Raw genomic sequence first — 18,869 nt, 5'->3', positions numbered from 1 at the left:
TGTCCCGGGGGTGCCGGTGTGGTAGCGATCAAGCCGCGACGCGCACAAGCGCAAAGGAGCGTTTTTCGTTGTTTTCCGCGACGAGGCCGGGGCTGAGATCGCCGTTTCAGGTGCCTTCGCCCCGGCCTCGTCTCACAGTTCGACCACTGCACCAAGAGAAGGCAAAACACGGGTAGGCTGCCTGGCAAGTGACCAACACACGCAGGGAGAAGCTCATGCGCATCGGGTTTATCGGGACGGGAGCCATGGCGCAGGCCATCGCTCGCGGCGCCGTTGCGTCCGGTGTCGATCCCGCGACGCTGGTCTTCTCCAACCGCACGCCCGACAAGGCCTGCGACCTGGCGGACGAATTGGGGGCGGTAGCCGCGTCCTCGAATGTGTCCTTGGCCCGCCAGGTCGATGTCGTCGTTCTGGCCGTCAAGCCGAAGGACCAGCGTACGGTCATCAAGGAGATCGCCCACACCGTGGTCGGACGCCCCGACGTGTGCGTCGCGTCCCTGGCTGCGGGGCGCACTCTCGACCAGATTACGCAGGACTTTGGTGCGGGGATTCCTCTGGTGCGCGTCATGCCGAACGTGGCAGCCACCGTCAGACAGTCCATGACTGCCCTCACCTCCTGTCGAACGACCGACGAACAGGTCAACGCCGTGCGCGACCTCATGAACTCAGTCGGTCGAACCATCCTCATTGACGAGGACTATTTCCCTGTTTTCCAAGCCCTGGCCTCGTGCTCACCGGCTTGGTATTTTCAGATCATTGATTCTTTCGCACGCGCGGGCTTGAAGTACGGGCTGTCCAAGGACAGCGCCGTCGAGATCGCTGCGCAGGCGATGGCGGGGTCCGCCGCGCTGCTCCTCGCCGAGCGCGAGACGGGAACGATCCCCGCGCAACTCATCGACCGGGTGACGAGNTGAACACCCGTGCGCAGGCGCCTCGCGTGCCCGACCGCGCCGCCCCCGAAGGCCTCGAAGCGAAGTGGGGTGAGGCCTGGGAGGACCAGGGCACCTACGCTTTTGACCGCACCGCGACGCGCGAGCAGGTGTACTCGATCGACACTCCCCCGCCGACGGTATCCGGCTCCCTGCACATCGGCCATGTTTTCTCCTACACGCACACCGACGTCGTGGCCCGCTACCAGCGCATGATGGGCAAGTCCGTGTTCTACCCGATGGGGTGGGACGACAACGGCCTGCCGACCGAGCGCCGCGTGCAGAACTACTTCGGCGTGCGCGTGGATGCGACGCTGCCCTACGACCCCGACTTTGAGCCCCCGCACGTGGGCGGCGACGGCAAGTCGATCAAGGCTCGCGACCAGTTGCCGATTTCCCGTAAGAACTTCGTGGAGCTGTGCGAGCGCCTCACCGTCGAGGACGAGGCTCAGTTTGAGGCGCTGTGGCGCTACCTGGGTCTGAGCGTGGACTGGAAGCAGAACTACCAGACGATCGGCGCGCGTGCCCGCAAGGTCGCCCAGGCCGCTTTCTTGCGTAACCTGGCGCGCGGCGAAGCCTACCAGGCCGAGGCCCCGGGCCTGTGGGATGTCACCTTCCAGACGGCGGTCGCCCAGGCTGAGCTGGAGAGCCGCGAGTACCCGGGCTTCTACCACCGCCTGGCCTTCCACATCACGGACGCCGAGGCTGCGGCGAAGGCTGCCGCCGCCGGTGCGCCCGTCGAGGACGGCGTGGACGTGTGCATCGAGACGACGCGCCCCGAGCTGCTAGCCGCCTGCGTGGCCCTGATCGCCCACCCGGACGACGAGCGCTACAAGCCGCTGTTCGGCACGACGGTCGCCTCCCCCGTGTACGGCGTCGAGGTGCCGATCCTGCCCCACCCCGAGGCCGAGATGGACAAGGGCGCGGGCATCGCGATGTGCTGTACCTTCGGTGACACGACCGACATCGACTGGTGGCGTGACCTGGAGCTGCCGCTGCGCGCGATCCTGCGCAAGGACGGCCGCATCATCACCGAGACCCCCGAGTGGATCACGACCGATGCGGGCCGCGCGGCTTTCGAGGAGATCACCGGTAAGACGACGTTCTCCGCGCGCGAGGCCGTGGTGGCCGCCCTGCGCGAGTCGGGCGAGCTGAAGGGCGAGCCGACCAAGACGATGCGTCAGACCAACTTCTTCGAGAAGGGCGACAAGCCCCTGGAGATCGTCACCTCGCGCCAGTGGTACATCCGTAATGGTGGCCGCGCGTGGACGAACCCGGCCTCGGGCAAGGATCTGAACGAGGAGCTGATCGGCCGCGGCCGCGAGCTGGAGTTCCACCCGGACTTCATGCGCGTGCGCTACGAGAACTGGGTGAAGGGCCTGAAGGGCGACTGGCTGGTGTCGCGTCAGCGTTTCTTCGGCGTGCCGTTCCCGCTGTGGTACCGCGTGGATGCGGACGGCCAGGTGAACTACGACGACATCATCACCCCGTCTGAGGCTGCTCTGCCGGTTGATCCGTCGACGGACGTGCCGGAGGGCTTCACGGAGGATCAGCGCGGCGTGGCCGGCGGCTTCGTGGGCGAGCTGGACATCATGGACACGTGGGCGACGTCTTCGCTGTCTCCGCAGCTGGCGTGTGGCTGGCTGGATGACGAGGATCTGTTTGCTCGCACGTACCCGATGGATCTGCGTCCGCAGGGCCAGGACATCATTCGCACGTGGCTGTTCTCGACCGTGGTGCGCGCGGACCTGGAGTTCGGTGCGCTGCCGTGGAAGCACGCGGGCCTGTCGGGCTGGATCCTGGATTCGGACCACAAGAAGATGTCGAAGTCCAAGGGCAATGTCGTGACTCCCATGGGCATCTTGGAGAAGTATGGGTCGGATGCCGTGCGTTACTGGGCGGCGTCGGCTCGCCTGGGCTTGGATGCGGCGTTCGACGAGCAGCAGATGAAGATTGGTCGCCGCCTGGCGATCAAGGTGCTGAACGCGTCGAAGTTTGCGCTCACGATGGGCGGCGAGGGCGCGGCGATCGATCTGGATCCGGCGCTGGTGACGGTGCCGCTGGATCGTTCGGTGCTGGCGGCGCTGGCTTCCGTCATTGACGAGGCCTCGGCTGCGCTGGCGTCTTACGAGCACTCTCGCGCGCTGGAGGTCACGGAGTCGTTCTTCTGGACGTTCTGCGACGACTACCTGGAGCTGGTCAAGGAGCGCGCCTACAACCGTGATGGCGCGTGGGACGAGGCTTCGGCTGCGTCTGCCCGTGCGGCTCTGGCGATCGTTATTGATAACGTGGTGCGTCTGTTGGCCCCCTACCTGCCGTATGTGACGGAGGAGGTGTGGAGCTGGTACCGCGAGGGAAGCGTGCACACCGCTCCGTGGCCGGTCGGGTCCGACCTGGCTGGCGTCGAGGGCGATCCTTCGGTGCTGGAGGCCGCGTCGTCTGCTCTGATTGCGCTGCGTCGCGTGAAGTCTGAGGCGAAGGTGTCGCCGCGTACGCCGTTCCTGGCGGTGACGGTGCGCGCCCCGCAGGCTCAGGTGGAGGCTCTGGAGTCCGTGAAGGGTGACCTGGAGGCCGCATCGAAGGCCGTGGGTGCCCTGACCGTGGCTGCCTCCGACGATGCTGAGGCCACCGAGGCTGTTGTCGAGTCCTTCGAGCTAGGCGAGGCTCCTGCTAAGCGCAAGAAGGCCTGACGCTTCAGCTGGCCTTGGGGGGCCGCCCGTAGGAATCCACGGGCGGTCCCCTGACTCAAAAGACGAACAAACGTAGAATCAGGCACAAATTGCTAGGAAACAACATACGATTCTCCGAGTCCATCAAGCACATCATCCACTATCCACAGCTCGACATCCGATAACTTCGAACGCACCTCGGGCCGTTTCGCAAGAGAGACAAACGAAGAGAGGACAAGTGAAACATCTGAGCTTTGGACCATTCCCATACGATAAAAGCGCATCGCAATCGGAACTGGTAAACCATACTCATCCAAATCCAGAACGCCGGCTGGAAGAAATAAACTCTCAACCTGCGAAATGAAAAACTGATAGTTTGCAACCCGTTCACCGAGATTCGACGCAATCTCATTGTAAATGCGCTGCAAAGAACGCAACATAGATGGAATTGTGAAACCCATCCAATTCCGCTCAAAAGATAGGACCCTAGAAACAAGATCACTAACATCCTCATTAGGAAATTTATACTGCTCCTGGTTTGAAACGAGCTCACCTAAGCAGCCACCGCTTTTACGCACTGCATCAACCATGCCCACGAGACGTGATACATTCATCCCCCTCCTCTGCGAGGGCATGAGAATGTTATTAAAGCAGAAGTCGATCACTGGACGCATCTCCCGAATACTCAAACCACCAGACCTCGCCAACTTGGCACGTAACGAGGAATCTTCATAAATGAGCTTTGCTGCTTCGATCTGCAACTCAGGATCAAATCCTTTATTTGCACGAATTGTAGCGAGAGAGAGATAGGATTGCTCAAAAATAGGCCCGAGCCGTTTACGAGACGAGTCAGTAAGCTCCTTACTCGGCAACTGAACGATAGCTGAAACAGGAGCAGCATCTCCTTGCGAATCAATAGGAATATCAACTTCGGTAAGAACCTCTGCCGGCGGGTCCATATATGAAATCACGCGCCCAAGAAAATGCCGAAACATACGCCCTGCCCGACCACGAACGTTACTAAATGTAAAGTAGTCGATTGGCTTGTTGTTTATTTTCTTATCATAAACAATAACATTTTTTGCGGAGGTGTTAACACCTTCGATTAAAGTCGACGTACACACTAAGACAGAAACGGAACCCTGGCCGAATAAGCGAATCATAACGCGCTGGAGACTGCGCGGCATAGGACCTGTATGAACTGCAACACCCGAACGAAGAGCTTGAACAACACGCCATTCTGGATGATAGTTTTCGCTCAACCACTCAGCAACCTTCTTAGCAAAGCACGTCGGCTCCAAAACAGCAGGAAAGCCAGCAACCTGTACCGCCACCCTCTCGGCTCTTGAAGGAGCTGAGACGAAGACAAGCGTTGACCCTTGCAGTTCCTGCCAAAGCTGGCACATATCGTCTAATATCTGACCATCCGCAACATTATAACGATATTCAACATCTACAGCAACTGTCTGATAACGCGACACAAACAGGCTACGACGTAAACCCTCATCAAGATCCTCCGCTAGCCTGTCAACATTCGGACCCGCCAAGTAATACTGAGCTCCCGTCGAACGCAGCTGCTTCCACGCAATATTCAACAAACTCATCCGCTGAACATCTGCCCCAGTCGAACATAGCTTATAGAATTCATCAATCATAAAAAAATCGACCTGCGGAACAGTCGGTAAATCAAGGAAACGCTCTTGCGTTAAAACGTAGATATTGCGCTCACCGGTGGGCTGAGTTGGATGAGTCACCATGCAATAACTTGTCGAAAAAGCAGTGAGCCGTCTCCGAACTTCATCGATTAGTGCCACCGTCGGCACAATCACAACAAAGTTATTCCACCTGCGGGAGGCCACGAGCGCATCCAAAATGGCCGACTTCCCAAATGATGTTGGAGCAGATAGAATAACGCTCTCACCATCCAACAGTCGAAAATAGACCTTGGCCTGATCCTCATGAAATACAAAACTCTCATTACCAAGATCAATATCTGGCCGATGAAACTCATACGCCATCGCCTCAGCAGTCGACAGAAACTTAGATCCTTGTGTCACATAGGGAAACAGTCCGAAATATGCACAGAGCGAATCTACGATTGCCACCTCAGTATCTGTACCACCGTCAAACGAATCAAGAAAGCGAATGAGTCGATCACGCCCCTCTTCTACCCTATCCGGCATCCGCGTATATCGAACTAGTGCTTTCAACTCCTCGAAGACCACCATTCCCATTTCTAACCACTTCACCTCTCTAAAGACTTTGATACTGCATAAGAACCTCATGAGCTATATCACGAACTTCTGCAGTATCTTCCAATGGCAAAACAATGAAATATATTGTGACCGGAAAGTCTATTGGTAGCTTCGCCTGAAACTTCCGCCATGCATTACGAGCTTCCTCAATTAGATCCAGCGCATAAGCGTCAGACACCGCATCGTAGCGACTAACCACATCAGACCCGTAAGTAAGAAGAACCGGCATCACAATACGCTCCACAATTACATCAAGTGAGGTATTATCATCGAGCAGATCAGAAAGCTCTTCTTTATACTGCCAGCCAGCGTCAAATTTATTAGTAACTGCTAAAAATTCGCGACGCAGAAAATCTTGGTCAACATGCTCTTGAAGACTTGCAACGATAGCTCTGATCGCATCATTCATATTATCATACAGTTTAGCCTCCCCGAGCCATAGGTCTAGTTGATGCTCATCATTCACAACCACATGAACAGCATCAAATCCCTTTGCTGTTTCGTTCGGCCCATCCGCATAGTACAGCTTACTTACTGCCGGCTCAGCATCATAAAAGTCTCGCAAGATCCCATGCAAAATAAGTTCACCAATTTCACCCCTCCGCTCATATTTGTCCGTTGCATAGACCATTCTAGCTGACCTAGATAGTGCAGCTGCTGCACTATCTGCATCTATCTCTTTCCATTCTGAGTAACAAAGCGCAAATGAAGCAAGATGACGTCGAAAGAAGTCTCGAACAAGTTCTTTAGCGCGCCAACGCTTATTTTCATAGCCGACACAGAAAACACTGAACTTCGGCTCACATTGGATGTCAGATTCACGACAAATAAGGAGCGGCTTTTTTCCCATGCTAACCCTTCATCTTGAAGACGGGGCCATCGTACTGGCGATCACACACCTTCCTAGGACGGCACGCCGCCACAGGCCCAATACCAGTTGCTTGATGCATGCGAATATGGGCTCTTCAGAGTTGAGTGTGGGTGACCGGGTGTTGGTCGGGGGTTGCGGGTAGAGGTCGAGGTCCTTGATGATGAGCGGACTTCAACCCCCGCGATCTTCAAAGGACCTCGACAATGTCTCACCCTACCTGCTGCTGCTCCGTGTCGCTTGATCGTTGTGATCGGTGTGATCTGCTCGTCGGTTTGGAGGGCTTCCATCTGATGAGCGTGACTCGCACCCCAGGGGCCCTGGTGCTCGATGTTGAGTCGTGCAACCAGCTGGTTGGCTGCCCTGGTTGTGGGGTGATTGCTCAAGGCCACGGGCGCATGGTCATGGAGGTGATCGACGCGCCCTGGGCCGGGGTCCCGGCGCGTATCCGGTGGCATAAACGACGCTGGATATGCCGCGAACACGCCTGCCAGACGGTGACATTCCTGGAACACGACGAGCGGGTGTGCGCACCCCGGGCGCGTCTGGGCGCCCGGGCGATCCGCTGGGCGATCCGACAGTTGCGTTTCGAGGGAGCCACCATCGCTGGCCTGGCTCGACAACTGGCAACCACATGGAACACCGTGTGGTCCCACATCAAGCCGTGCCTGCAAGCCGCATCTGATGACCCCGCCCGGTTCGCAGGCGTGCAGGTATTGGGGGTTGATGAGCACGTATGGCATCACCAGGACCGACGCCGACGAGGGCCCCGTGAGCTCACCGGCATCGTAGACCTGACGCGAGGGGAGGATCACCCCACGGCCCGCTTGTTAGACCTGGTCCCAGGCAGGTCTGGCACCGCGCATGAGAACTGGCTCGAAGAGCGCGGCGAAGAGTTTCGCTCCGGTATCCAGATCGCGACGCTGGATCCCTTCCAGGGACAGCAAGAACGCCATCGACGATCAACTCCAAGACGCCACCAGCGTCCTCGACGCCTTCCATATCGTCAAGCTCGCTGGCGACGCCCTTGACGAGGTGCGTCGCCGCGTCCAGCAAGACACGACCGGTCACCGCGGGCGCAAAGGTGACCCCCTCTATCAGATCCGCAATCTTTTGCGCGCCTCGCGTGATCGGCTCACGAAGCGTCAAAAGGAACGCCTCCGTGAGGCCTTCACGGCAGATGAGGCGCATATCAGTGTCGAAGTCGCCTACCTTCACCGGGCAAGTCCGAGACGTCTTCCATCAAGACACACCCGCCCAAGGCCAACGCCTGGCCGCTCGTCTCATCGAGAGCCTACCAGCCTGTTCCATCCCCGAAATCGCTCGCCTGGGCCGGACCCTACGCAAGTGGAAGGACGCATTCTTGGCCTACTTCGATACCGGCGGAGCAAGCAACGGCCCAACAGAAGCCATCAACGGAATCATCGAACTAGGCAGACGCACCGCCAGAGGCTACCGCAACCCCACCAACGACCAACTCCGAATGCTCCTCATCGCAGGAGGCCTAGACGCCTCCACCCACACCCAACTATGAAGAGCCAGTATTCGATCAACCTATTGCCACCACCTAAGAAAGAACACTGCTCACAACATCAGGCCAACACGCCCCCCACAGGACCCTCAATAACAACGCATGATGCTAGAATTCGAAATCTCGTAGCAATTCACTACGAAAACGTAGTACCAGAAAGGAACTCTGATGTCTCTTCAACAACATACCGATCACTTTCCTGAACCAGAGGAGTTCGGTGATTCACTTGCCATTTCCGACTATGTAACACAATTTACATGCACTTTTTCCGATCCAGTTGAGAGTCAACCAGTGGACCAAGGCGAGTACGTCTGGACCGTAAGGGAGTGGACCACTGAAGATGCTATTGAGCATCTATTCCCCTCCATCGAGTCAAGAACATTTACCGAGCTGGCCAACAAATTGAACTCTGAGAGCAGCTCCTGGGTTATGAGAAAAGATTTAGAGAATTAGTAACAACTTGGTACTTCAACTCAGCCACAGCTCCATATACGATTCTTCTACCGTTAAGTGGTCCCGTGACTGTTAGCCAAGGTTGTAGTGAGAGTTTTAGACCATTGATGACTCGCGCTTTCCTTCGGATCTTCAAGGAATCCGCACCACCTCACTATAACCAACACTTTCACGCTCAACTTAGCATTGTTAGCAACGTCATTTGCTCAGGCATCACGCCTCTTTACCTTGGGCTGCTGGGGGTCGCCCGTGGGAAACCACGGGCGACCCCCTCGCACATCAGGTGGCGGCGCAGGGCCCAATGCCAAGGTTTCCTTCACCACGCGCACCGCAGGTGTGCATGGACGTTGTTAGGGTGAAGCCATGGCAATCAAGACGCTCGACGAGTTCCTCGCGACCATCCCCGACGACGACAACCGTGAGCGGATGGTCGACGTCCTAGTGTGGGTGGGATTCACCTACCCGGAGCTGAAGCTGCGCATCGCATGGAACCAACCGATGTTCACCCACCACGGGACATACATCATCGGGTTCTCCGCCGCGTCCAAGCACATGGCGATTGCACCCGAGCGCGCCACCATGATCCGCTTCGAGCCGGTCATGCGCGAGCGAGGCACGGACTTCGGAAAGATGTTCGCCCGCCAACCGTGGAACAAGCCCTTCGACTACGAACTCCTCGACGCCTTCATTCAGCACCAGCTCACGGAAAAGCAGGACATCACATCGTTCTGGCGCCCCAAGGACCACGAACTCGCGGCCGCCGAGGCCGTCGCATCCGGCGCGCAGCCACCTGTCGTTCGCGAGTACACCGAAGACGACGACGAGTGGCTCCGCGCCACCGTCCTGCCCGCGCTCGAGCACTACCTCGCACATCCAGAAAGCGCGCACACTCTCGAAGAGTTTGATGCTCTCATCAAGCAGTCTGTTCGCGATTACGAGGAACACCCGGACGATGTCTACACGCTCGACGAGGTGAAGGCCGAGCTCGGCCTGAACTAGCAGCTACACAGGTTTGCTCCGTCCGGCCACAGCGGACGCAGGCAGCCACCCCTAAAGACGGCTCCACTCCCCCACCCTACTGGCGCGTAGGATAGGGCCAGCAGCATCGCGCCGCTCAGGCCTCGCCCGGTGGCGCTCACTCAAGCCTCCAGGGAGCACGCATGACCACGAAGGAAACCCCGGCCTCGTCCACCGAGGACGGGACGACGCAGGCGCAGACGACCACAGACGTCACGACCGACACGCCCGACGCGACCGCCGACTCACAGGAGGCCGCCCCCGCGACCGAAGCCCTCGAGTGGCACGCCCCCGTCCTGGTGCGCATTGACGAGCACACGACGATCCCCCACCTGCTCAAGGAGCGCGTGCAGCGCGGCGCCACCCGCCCGCTGATCCTGCGCAAGGTCGGCATCGGCGACACGTGGCGCTCCATCACGGCGCGCGAGTTCTACGACGAGGTGCACGCGCTCGCCGCCGGCCTCATCGCGCGCGGCCTCGAGCCCGGCGACCGGGTCGCGATCATGAGCCGTACCCGCTACGAGTGGACGCTCCTCGACTTCGCGTGCTGGGCGGCCGGCCTGGTGCCCGTGCCCATCTACGAGACCAGCTCCATCGACCAGGTCGCCCACGTCCTCGTCGACGCGGATGTCCACCTCATCATCACTGAGTCCGTGTCCATGGCGGAGATCGTGCGCGCCGCCGCCGAACGAGAAAACCGCGACAACACGCACGTCCTCTCCCTGGATTCCGAGGCCATCGAAACCCTCATCGCGGAAGGCTCGGCCACCCCGCGCGAGCGCGTCCTCGCCCGCTCCGAAGCCCTCACGAAGGACGACATCGCCACCATCGTCTACACGTCGGGCACGACGGGCACGCCCAAGGGCACGGTCCTGAGCCACGAGAACTTCACGAACCTGTGCCTCAACGCCCACGCGTGGATGCCGGAAATCGCGGCGGGCAAGAACTCGCGCCTACTCCTCTTCCTGCCCCTCGCCCACGTGTTCGCGCGTTTCCTGCAGGTCTTCCAGATCAGCGGCAACGGCGTCCTCGGCCACGCGCCCAACATCAAGAACCTCCTACCCGACCTGGCGTCCTTCAAGCCGAGCTACCTCCTGGTCGTCCCGCGCGTCCTGGAGAAGATCTACAACTCGGCGGACACGAAGGCGCGCGGCCCGAAGCAGAAGATCTTCCGCTGGGCAGCCAAGGTCGCGATCGCCTACTCCCAGGCCCTGGACACGGAAGAGGGACCGACCGCGTCGCTCAAGGCCCAGCACGCGCTGGCGGACAAGCTCGTCTATCAGCAAATCATCCGCCTGGTGGGCGGCAACGCAGACTACATCGTCTCTGGCGGCGCGCCCCTGGCCCCCTGGCTCGCGCACTTCTACCGCGGCGTCGGCATCCCCGTCCTGGAAGGCTACGGCCTGACCGAGACGGTCGGCCCGGTCTCCGTCAACACGCCCCGCCTGTCCAAGATCGGCACCGTGGGACCGGCCCTGCCGCCCATGTCCTTCAAGATCAGCGACGAAGGCGAGATCCTCCTGCAGGGCCCCAGCGTCTTCCAGCGCTACCACAACGACCCCGAGGCCACGGCCGCCTGCTTCACCGAAGACGGCTGGTTCCGCACGGGCGACCTGGGATCCCTCGACCGCGACGGCTACGTGTCCATCACGGGCCGCGCGAAGGAAATCATCGTGACGGCGGGCGGCAAGAACGTCGCCCCGGCCGCCCTCGAGAATCCGATGCGCTCCCACCCGCTCATCTCCCAGGTCCTGGTTGTGGGCGACCAGCGACCGTTCATCGCCGCGCTCATCACGCTGGACGCGGAGATGCTGCCCGATTGGCTCGCCGCCCACTCGCTGCCCCCGATGAGCGTGGCCGAGGCGGCCACGAACGTCGAGGTCCTGGCCTCCCTGGAAAAGGCGGTGGCCTCAGCGAACGAGCACGTTTCGCGCGCCGAGTCGATCCGCAAGATCAAGGTCCTCACGACCGACTTCACGGAGGCGAACGGCCTGCTGACCCCCTCGCTGAAGGTCAAGCGCCTGGAGGCCACGCGCCGCCTCGCACCGATCATTGACGAGATCTACGGCGGCCCGGTGCAAGCCTGAGCGGCACCCGGCTCACCCCGATCCGTCGCGCATAGACGAGGCCGTGGCTGGCTCACGCTCCCCCGTGAAGGGTAGGGGAACTGCGAGTCGGCCACGGCCTCGTGCGTAAGTGCGGCTACTGCGATGCGAGGGCCGCCGTCGGAGGCGTGCGCGCCGCACGGATCGCGGGGTAGAGCCCGGCGACGGCGNGAAAACGAAACCGATGAGGGAGGAGCGCACGCCGGACAGTTCAGTGTCGCGCAGCGAAGACACGTCGGTTCCGCCGATGCACACGCTCCCGGAGGTGGGTCTATCCAGCGTTCCGATCAGGTTCAGCAGAGTCGATTTCCCGGAACCCGAGGGTCCGACGATGGCGACGAACTCGCCCTCATCGACGCTCAGGGATACTCCGTTGCAGGCGTGCACGGGCGGTGAGCCAAAGGACCGGTGCACGTCGGTCAATTCCAGGATGTGGCTCATCGGTTGGGTACCACCACGCGCTGGCCTTCGGCGATGTCGTCGCCGCTCACTTCGACGCGGTCGCCCGCGAACAGGCCGACGGTGACGGGAACCCGTGTCACAGCACCGGCCTCGTCAACGACCTCGACGCCGAACTGCTCTGAGGTCAGCGCAACGAGCGCACCCAGGGGCACGGAGAGGACGTCCTTGCGCGACTCGGAAGTAAATCCGAGGGAGACAGACGCCTCCTGCAAGCCTTCGAGGGCGGACGGATCATCCGGGGTGATCGTGACTGGCACGATGCGTTCCTTCGACGCTTCCCTATTACTAGACGACGCGTCGCCGGGCTTGTCCGTCGGCGGCTCCACCGAGGTGATCGTTCCGGTCGTGGAGGTTGCAGAACCGGGCAGGCGAATGGTCACTGAGTTTCCGACGACACCCAGAGCCTGGTCGGAGAGCTTCAGGTTAGCGGAGATGATCTGGCGTGAAGACGAGACCGCAAACAGTTCCGTTTCCGTCGTCGCTGTATCACCCACACGAGATTTCAACGCACCGACGCGCAGGTCCTCGGGGGCGAAGAGGACAGAGCCGAGGGGCAGGGTGCCATCCTGGGGCAGGTTGAGGGCCTTCTGCCAACGCTTGATCGCCGCGGTCGTGTACCAATCGAAGTGAGCGTTAGGGGTCGCCTCGAAGTAGCCGAGTTCGGACAGGGCGTTCTCCAACTGGGTCACATCCTGGCCATCACTCATACCTTCACCGAATGCACGCCACGCGGGGATCGCCCCGTGGAGCAGATAGCTGTTGGCACCGGCAACCGTGTAGACGTGATCGCCCTGGCCCAGCGCCGTGCCGGGCGTGGGCAGGGCGGTGACGACGCCCTCAAAGGAGCTCTTTTGCACGTAGGAATCCGCGTAACGCAAGTTTCCCTGCACGGTTGTCTCCCCCACCAGGTCGCCGCGCGTGATCGTCGCGGTGGCACCGTCGAAGGACTGCGGCGCATCGGAATTGGCTGTGGCTCCCGAGCACGCGGACAGGGACAGAGCGCAGAGGGCAACCAGTGCTGCTGCGACGAAGGCACACGGCGAACCCGCTGTCCTCACTTGGCCGCTCCGGTCTGAGTGAAGCATTTGTTGATCGCGTCCTGGGGGATGTCCTGCAGGTTGATGCCACCGCTAGCATCGGGGTCCTTCACGTCATAGCCGAGGCCGCGCAAGCACTCCGCCCCCTTCACCAGCGTCTCACGCGCAGCCTGGTCATTCACGACACTGTCGTCGCCTGTCATGCCGGATACCTTGTCCATGCACTCGTTGAGGGCCGAGTTGAAGGCGTCGGACGTGTCCTTGAGGTTCTCGGGCGTCAGGCCCGTGTCGGGCACGTCGAAGCCCTTCTCACGCATGCACTGGGCGAACACCAGGTTCGGGTCGCCGCTGGCGGCGTTCGTGGCCGCCGCGCTCGGGCTCTTCGTGGACGTGGACGAGGTGGACGAACCAGACGATCCGGTCGATCCGCAGGCGCTGAGGGCCGCCGCCAGGGTGATGGCAATGACGGCAAGGGCGCGCGTCTGTGCGCAATTCTTCATCGAAAACTCCTTGAGGAATGCTTATCGGCAATGGTTCTCACTACCTGCCTAGATTACAGCCCTCTATCCTGAAAGCTACCTGAAAACTATCGGGGAGCGCGCGCAGAGTTTCGTCAGACAACCCTGGAAACACCGGTACGAGGCCGTGGCGGCCGCGTACGCACAGGGCTGAGCCTCGCGTGGGGCATGGTGAGAGCGAGGCCAGCTCCGGCCTCGTCGATCCTTGACACAAAGCGGGGCGGGGAACGCCCGCGCGTCCCCCGCCCCCTTTCCTCACCCAACAAGCCTCTTGTCAGGACCGCGAGAGCTTAGCCCTCCGTGATGTCGGCGCGACTCATGTTCTGCTTGAGGTTCTCGACGATCTCGCCGTGCTTCTTCTCCGTCAGGCTGACCTTGAAGGCGAAAACCAGGAAGGATAGGACGATGACGCCGAGGGGCGCGTAGAAGGCCGCAGTCTTGAAGGTCTCGATGTTCGCGGTGGTCAGTAGGTCGGGATCGACGTCGTTGGTCATGGCGGCCGCAATGGCGACAAAACCGACGATGGAGTTGGACAGGGCGCCGGCGATCTTGTCCAGCATGGGTCGGACAGACAGGGTCACGGCTTCGTTGCGCTTGCCGGTCTTGAGCTGGCCGTACTCGACAGAGTCAGTAATGGTCAGGATCGCCGTCATCTGGATGCAAGTGGCAGGCAGGTAGAAGAGAACCAGGGCGATGAAAACGATCTGGTATTTCGCGGAGAAGAGGATGAACAAGATGTAGGCGATAGCCATGAGCACCATACCGCCGAGGTAAAGGTAGCGACGCGGCACGCGGCGGTTAATCGCTGGGTACAGGGGCGTGACAATCAGGCCAACGACGAAGGCGATGATGCCGACAACCGAGTAGTTGTCAGGCTTTTTGAGCACGAACTTGAAGAGGTAGATCATGAAGCCTGTGGTCGCGACGTTGGCGATGGAGTACAGGACGTAGGACAGGGACACCCACAGCAGCTGGTCGTTACGCCCGATCGCCTGGAACGCCTGCAGCGGGTTGGACTTGTCTCCCGGATCGCGCAGGACGCTTTCCTCCTCGCGGGTACCGAATGCGACGGCGAGGCAGGTGACGATACCGAGGATTCCAATGACCGCGCCAAAACCGCTCCAGCCTTCCTGGCTCTCGGAGCCCGCTCCGGCGATGGCACCGAAGAACGCGACGACGGGGACGACGATGGCGGTGACACCGTTGTAGCCGATCGAGCCGGTGAAGGTACCCAGGGCGGTATAGACGCTTCGCTCTTCCGAGGAGGAGGACAGGGCGGGGATCATGCCCCAGTAGGAGATGTCACGCAGCGAGTACAGGACGTCGAGCACCACGAAGACGATGATGAAGACGACGATGAAAACACCCTTGTTGACGTTGACCAGGCCAAAAAGTCCGGTGAAGATCGCGAAGAGCAGGATCGATGAGCCGACGCCGCCGATCACCTGCCAGGGCTTGAAGCGGCCCCAGCGCGTGGTCGTGTTGTCAACCAGGTTCCCCAGGAGCGGGTCGATGAAGATCTCAGCGATGCGGATGATGAAGACGAGTGCCGTAATGATGGCGAGCATCGCCTTCGCTTCAGAGTCCTCATAGTCGCGGAACAGGGTCTGCGCCGCGTAGTACGTGACAAAGAAAGTCGACAGCGCGTTGTAGTACGCAGCCTGTCCCAAATTGCCGATCGCGTAGCAGATGCGCGATACCCAGCTCTTGTGTGCACCCTGTTCGTGCGACATGGTCCCTCTCCTTCGAAGCAACTCTTAGTTGGACACCTTTAAGTTAACATATTTACCCGAGTATCCCAACAGTGTTCTTGATTACAGACAGTTTAGCGGTTACCTAGTTGCGTTCATCGAAACAACCGGTTACCCTGATAGTGGAGCAAGTTCGCTCCATACGCAACGTCGCACGTTCGGAGGTCTCCATGTCCCGCACCACTCTTATCCACACGCCCGACCCGGCCTGGCTCCACGATCCGCAGGCCTTCGCTGTCAATCGACTGAGCGCCCGCTCCGCACACCGTTCCACAGCGCCCCGCCAGAGCCTCGACGGCACCTGGGAGGTGGCGCTGACCTCGGGCACGCGCGTGTCGCTGGAGAACCCCACCAGTGCGTTCACTCAGGGGCACGTGCATGCAGTGCCCGTCCCCTCCACGCTTGAAACCGAGGGACTGTGGCCACCGGCATACGTCAACATCCAGATGCCCTGGGATGGGCACGAGGACCCTCAGGCCCCCGCCGCCCCCAGTGACTGCCGCGTCGCTGTCTACCGCCGTTCCTTCACACTGGACGAGGCCGTGGCGCAGACCCTGGACACGCGCGGCAGCGTGCGAGTGCGCTTCGACGGCTTCGCGACGGCCCTCTACATCTGGATGGACGGCACGTTCGTCGGCTACTGCGAGGACGGCTACACGGCCAGCGAGTTCGACATCACGGGTGCCCTGGCCGACGACCGGGAGCAGCACGACATCGTCGTCGTGTGCTACGAGTACTCCAGCGCCTCCTGGCTGGAGGACCAGGACTCCTGGCGATTCCACGGCCTGTTCCGCTCGGTCTGCCTGGTGGCGCTGCCCGCGGCCCACGTGGAGAACCTCGAGGTGGGCGCCGACTACGACCACACGAGCGGCTCGGGCAGCCTGAGCGTCGCGGCCACCATCGCGGGGGCCTGCGAGGGCATGACCGTGGCCGCCGAGCTGACGGACCCGGACGGGAAGGTCGCATGGCGCACCGAGGGGCCCGCGAGCGCGGAGCGCCTGGAGCTGACTGCCGACCTGGCGGAGGTGTCCCCGTGGAGTGCGGAGTCGCCGGCTCTGTACACGCTGACCCTCGAGCTGCGCGGCCCCGACGGGGTGAGCGTGGAGCGCGTGAGCCAGCGCGTGGGATTCCGTCGCTTCGAGATTGTCGATGGCGTCTTCATGCTCAATGGGCGCCGCCTGATCTTCCGCGGAGCCAACCGTCACGAGTTCGATCCGCGCACGGGCCGCACGGTGTCGCTGGAGACCATGATCACGGACGTTAAGCTGTGCAAGCAGCTCAACATCAACGCGATTCGTACGAGCCACTACCCCAACGACACGCGTTTCCTGGATCTGTGCGACGAGTTTGGGCTGTACATCATCGACGAGGCGAACCTGGAGACCCACGGCTCGTGGTGCACGCCGGGCGACATTCCGACGCCCGAGACGGCGATTCCGGGTTCGAAGATGGAGTGGGAGGGCGCGTGCGTGGATCGCGTGGAGTCGATGGTGCTCCAGGATCGTAACCACGCGAGCGTGCTGATCTGGTCGCTGGGCAACGAATCGTATGGCGGTGAGGTGTTCCGCTCGATGTACCGCCGCTCGCGCGAGCTGGATCCGGCGCGCCCGGTCCACTACGAGGGCGTGACCTGGGATCGCGAGTTCGACGACACCTCCGATATCGAATCGCGCATGTACGCGCTGCCCGACGCGATTGAGGAGTACCTGCGCTCTGCTCCCAAGAAGCCCTACCTGTCGTGCGAGTACATGCACTCGATGGGTAACTCGGTGGGCGGCCTGCAGCTCTACACGGCCTTGGAGCGTTACCCCGCCTACGGAGGTGGTTTCATCTGGGATCTGGTTGATCAGGCCTTGTACCACGAGGCCACGGCCGCGTCGGGTGGGGAGTTCCTGGCCTACGGCGGCGACTTCGGCGATCGCCCGTGCGACTGGGAGTTCTCCTGCGACGGCATCCTGTTTGCGGATCGTACGCTTAAGCCCCAGGCGCAGGCCGTCAAGGCCCTCTACTCCCCCGTGACGCTCACCCCGAGCTCGGATGGGATCGCGGTGTCCGCGGTGGCGTTGCCCGCCCCTGCCTCCGATCTGTGTATCCGCGCCCGCGTGCTCGCCGACGGCGAGGTCGCGTGGGAGGAGACGTACGAGGTCGTGGCTGCCCCCGGCGAGGAGAACGCCGTGGCCGTGGGTTGGCCGAGCGACCTCCTGGCCGACACGCAGCGCGAGATCGTTTTGGAGGCCGCGCTCGTCCTGGCCTCCGATACGCCCTGGTGCGAGGCCGGACACGTCGTGTCCGTCGGGCAGACGATCCACTCGCGTCCCGAGGTGGCCGACACCGCGCCTGCGGGCGGGGCCTCCTTCACGGTGGGCCGCTGGAACATCGGCATGCGCGAGGGCGACAACGAGGCGCTGCTGTCTCGCACGGCGGGCGGCATCGTCCAGTGGAAGCGCGGCCAGACGGCCATGGTGTTGCGCCCGCCGCGCCTGACCACCTTCCGTCCGCTCACGGACAACGACCGTGGGTGCGGCCACGGATTCGATCGCGCGTGCTGGACGACGGCGGGTGCCTACGCGCGCTGCGTGGACACCAGTGTCGAGGAGGGACCCGGCGACGTTGTCGTGACCTACGAGTACAAGCTCGCGGGCGTGGAGGACGTGATCGTTCCGGTCTGCTACGAGCTGCGCGCTGACGGCACGATCCGCTTGACCGCGACCTACCCGGGCGCACAGGGACTCCCGACGATGCCCTGCTTCGGCGTGGAGTGGGCACTGCCGTCCTCGATTGACCACCTGCGCTTCTACGGCCTCGGCCCCGTTGAGGCGTACGCGGATCGCCTGGACGGGGCGAACCTCGGCGTGTGGGAGGCCAGCGCGGTGCAGGGACTCGCGCCCTACGCGGTGCCCCAGGAGACCGGCTACCACCCGGGAGCCCGCTGGTGCGAGGTGAGGGACGCCGAGGGCCACGGCCTGCACATCGAGGCGCGCGGTGAGCTGGGCGTCTCGCTCCTGCCCTACTCCTCGGCCCAGATTGAGCAGGCCGCGCACTGGTGGGAGATGCCCGCACCTGAGCAGCGCGCGGCGACCTACCTGCGCCTCCTCACCGCTCAGATGGGGGTCGGCGGCGACGACTCGTGGGGCTCACCGGTCCACGATGAGTTCCACGTCGACGCGAGTGGCACGCAGGTCCTCGACGTGACGCTCTCGCTCATCTGAGATGAAACCGGCGGCGGCGCGGTGAGTGCCCACCGCGCCGCCGCCGGCTGCCTATTGGCCCTCGA

The 18,869-nt window shown here is 61.6% G+C and carries 11 protein-coding genes and 2 pseudogenes; 7 read left to right on the top strand and 6 right to left on the bottom strand.

Features of this window, described 5'->3' with window-relative positions:
- The first annotated feature begins 215 nt into the window (after positions 1 to 215).
- Both BQ7477_RS11860 and valS read left to right on the top strand, forming a co-directional pair.
- Positions 216 to 914 carry an NAD(P)-binding domain-containing protein gene (locus tag BQ7477_RS11860; protein ID WP_159430585.1) on the top strand — a complete coding sequence of 233 codons (699 nt, stop codon included), beginning with the start codon at positions 216 to 218 and terminating at the stop codon, positions 912 to 914.
- Entirely contained in the window at positions 911 to 3,619 is a 2,709-nt protein-coding gene (gene valS, locus BQ7477_RS05300) for a valine--tRNA ligase (protein ID WP_200783496.1), read from the top strand. Before BQ7477_RS11860 ends, valS begins: the two co-directional genes overlap by 4 nt.
- Positions 3,620 to 3,711: 92 nt before the next feature.
- Here the strand turns inward: valS and BQ7477_RS05295 are convergent, their stop codons facing one another.
- Both BQ7477_RS05295 and BQ7477_RS05290 read right to left on the bottom strand, forming a co-directional pair.
- Positions 3,712 to 5,847, bottom strand: coding sequence for a DEAD/DEAH box helicase (locus BQ7477_RS05295; RefSeq protein WP_073983081.1), 2,136 nt, complete (start codon positions 5,845 to 5,847; stop codon positions 3,712 to 3,714).
- A gap of 4 nt (positions 5,848 to 5,851) precedes the next feature.
- The gene (locus BQ7477_RS05290) at positions 5,852 to 6,703 is read right to left on the bottom strand and encodes a HamA C-terminal domain-containing protein (RefSeq protein WP_073983080.1); all 852 of its coding nucleotides are present in this window, start codon (positions 6,701 to 6,703) and stop codon (positions 5,852 to 5,854) included.
- Between the two features lie 224 nt (positions 6,704 to 6,927).
- Here BQ7477_RS05290 and BQ7477_RS13015 point away from each other — a divergent pair.
- The 4 genes and pseudogenes from BQ7477_RS13015 (at position 6,928) to BQ7477_RS05270 (ending at position 11,809) form a co-directional block, all read left to right on the top strand.
- A pseudogene (locus BQ7477_RS13015) lies at positions 6,928 to 8,255 on the top strand (ISL3 family transposase).
- 165 nt (positions 8,256 to 8,420) lie between these two features.
- Positions 8,421 to 8,705: a hypothetical protein gene (locus tag BQ7477_RS05280; protein ID WP_073983079.1), complete on the top strand. Its 285-nt coding sequence runs from the start codon at positions 8,421 to 8,423 to the stop codon at positions 8,703 to 8,705.
- 363 nt (positions 8,706 to 9,068) lie between these two features.
- A complete protein-coding gene (locus BQ7477_RS05275) occupies positions 9,069 to 9,704 on the top strand; it encodes an iron chaperone (protein WP_073983078.1) in 636 nt (211 codons plus the stop codon).
- Between the two features lie 161 nt (positions 9,705 to 9,865).
- A complete protein-coding gene (locus tag BQ7477_RS05270) occupies positions 9,866 to 11,809 on the top strand; it encodes an AMP-dependent synthetase/ligase (protein WP_073983077.1) in 1,944 nt (647 codons plus the stop codon).
- A 189-nt stretch (positions 11,810 to 11,998) separates the two neighbouring features.
- Here BQ7477_RS05270 and BQ7477_RS12710 read toward each other — a convergent pair.
- The 4 genes and pseudogenes from BQ7477_RS12710 to BQ7477_RS05250 all read right to left on the bottom strand — a co-directional run.
- Positions 11,999 to 12,268, bottom strand: a pseudogene (locus BQ7477_RS12710) (ATP-binding cassette domain-containing protein); the annotation flags it as partial.
- A complete protein-coding gene (locus BQ7477_RS05260) occupies positions 12,265 to 13,374 on the bottom strand; it encodes a peptidoglycan-binding protein (RefSeq protein ID WP_200783478.1) in 1,110 nt (369 codons plus the stop codon). The gene BQ7477_RS05260 and the pseudogene BQ7477_RS12710, both read right to left, overlap by 4 nt.
- Positions 13,344 to 13,826: a hypothetical protein gene (locus BQ7477_RS05255; protein ID WP_073983076.1), complete on the bottom strand. Its 483-nt coding sequence runs from the start codon at positions 13,824 to 13,826 to the stop codon at positions 13,344 to 13,346. Before BQ7477_RS05255 ends, BQ7477_RS05260 begins: the two co-directional genes overlap by 31 nt.
- A gap of 308 nt (positions 13,827 to 14,134) precedes the next feature.
- A complete protein-coding gene (locus tag BQ7477_RS05250; RefSeq protein ID WP_073983075.1) occupies positions 14,135 to 15,577 on the bottom strand; it encodes a glycoside-pentoside-hexuronide (GPH):cation symporter in 1,443 nt (480 codons plus the stop codon).
- 188 nt (positions 15,578 to 15,765) lie between these two features.
- On the opposite strand from BQ7477_RS05250, the gene lacZ reads away from it, so the two are divergent.
- A complete protein-coding gene (gene lacZ, locus BQ7477_RS05245) occupies positions 15,766 to 18,804 on the top strand; it encodes a beta-galactosidase, LacZ type (protein ID WP_073983527.1) in 3,039 nt (1,012 codons plus the stop codon).
- Positions 18,805 to 18,869 lie beyond the last annotated feature (65 nt).

It is taken from the genome of Actinomyces bouchesdurhonensis (genome assembly GCF_900128465.1).
Taxonomy (GTDB): Bacteria; Actinomycetota; Actinomycetes; order Actinomycetales; family Actinomycetaceae; genus Pauljensenia; species Pauljensenia bouchesdurhonensis.
The sequence above is the reverse complement of the archived record's forward strand: the minus strand, read 5'-3'. Positions and strand labels throughout refer to the sequence as shown.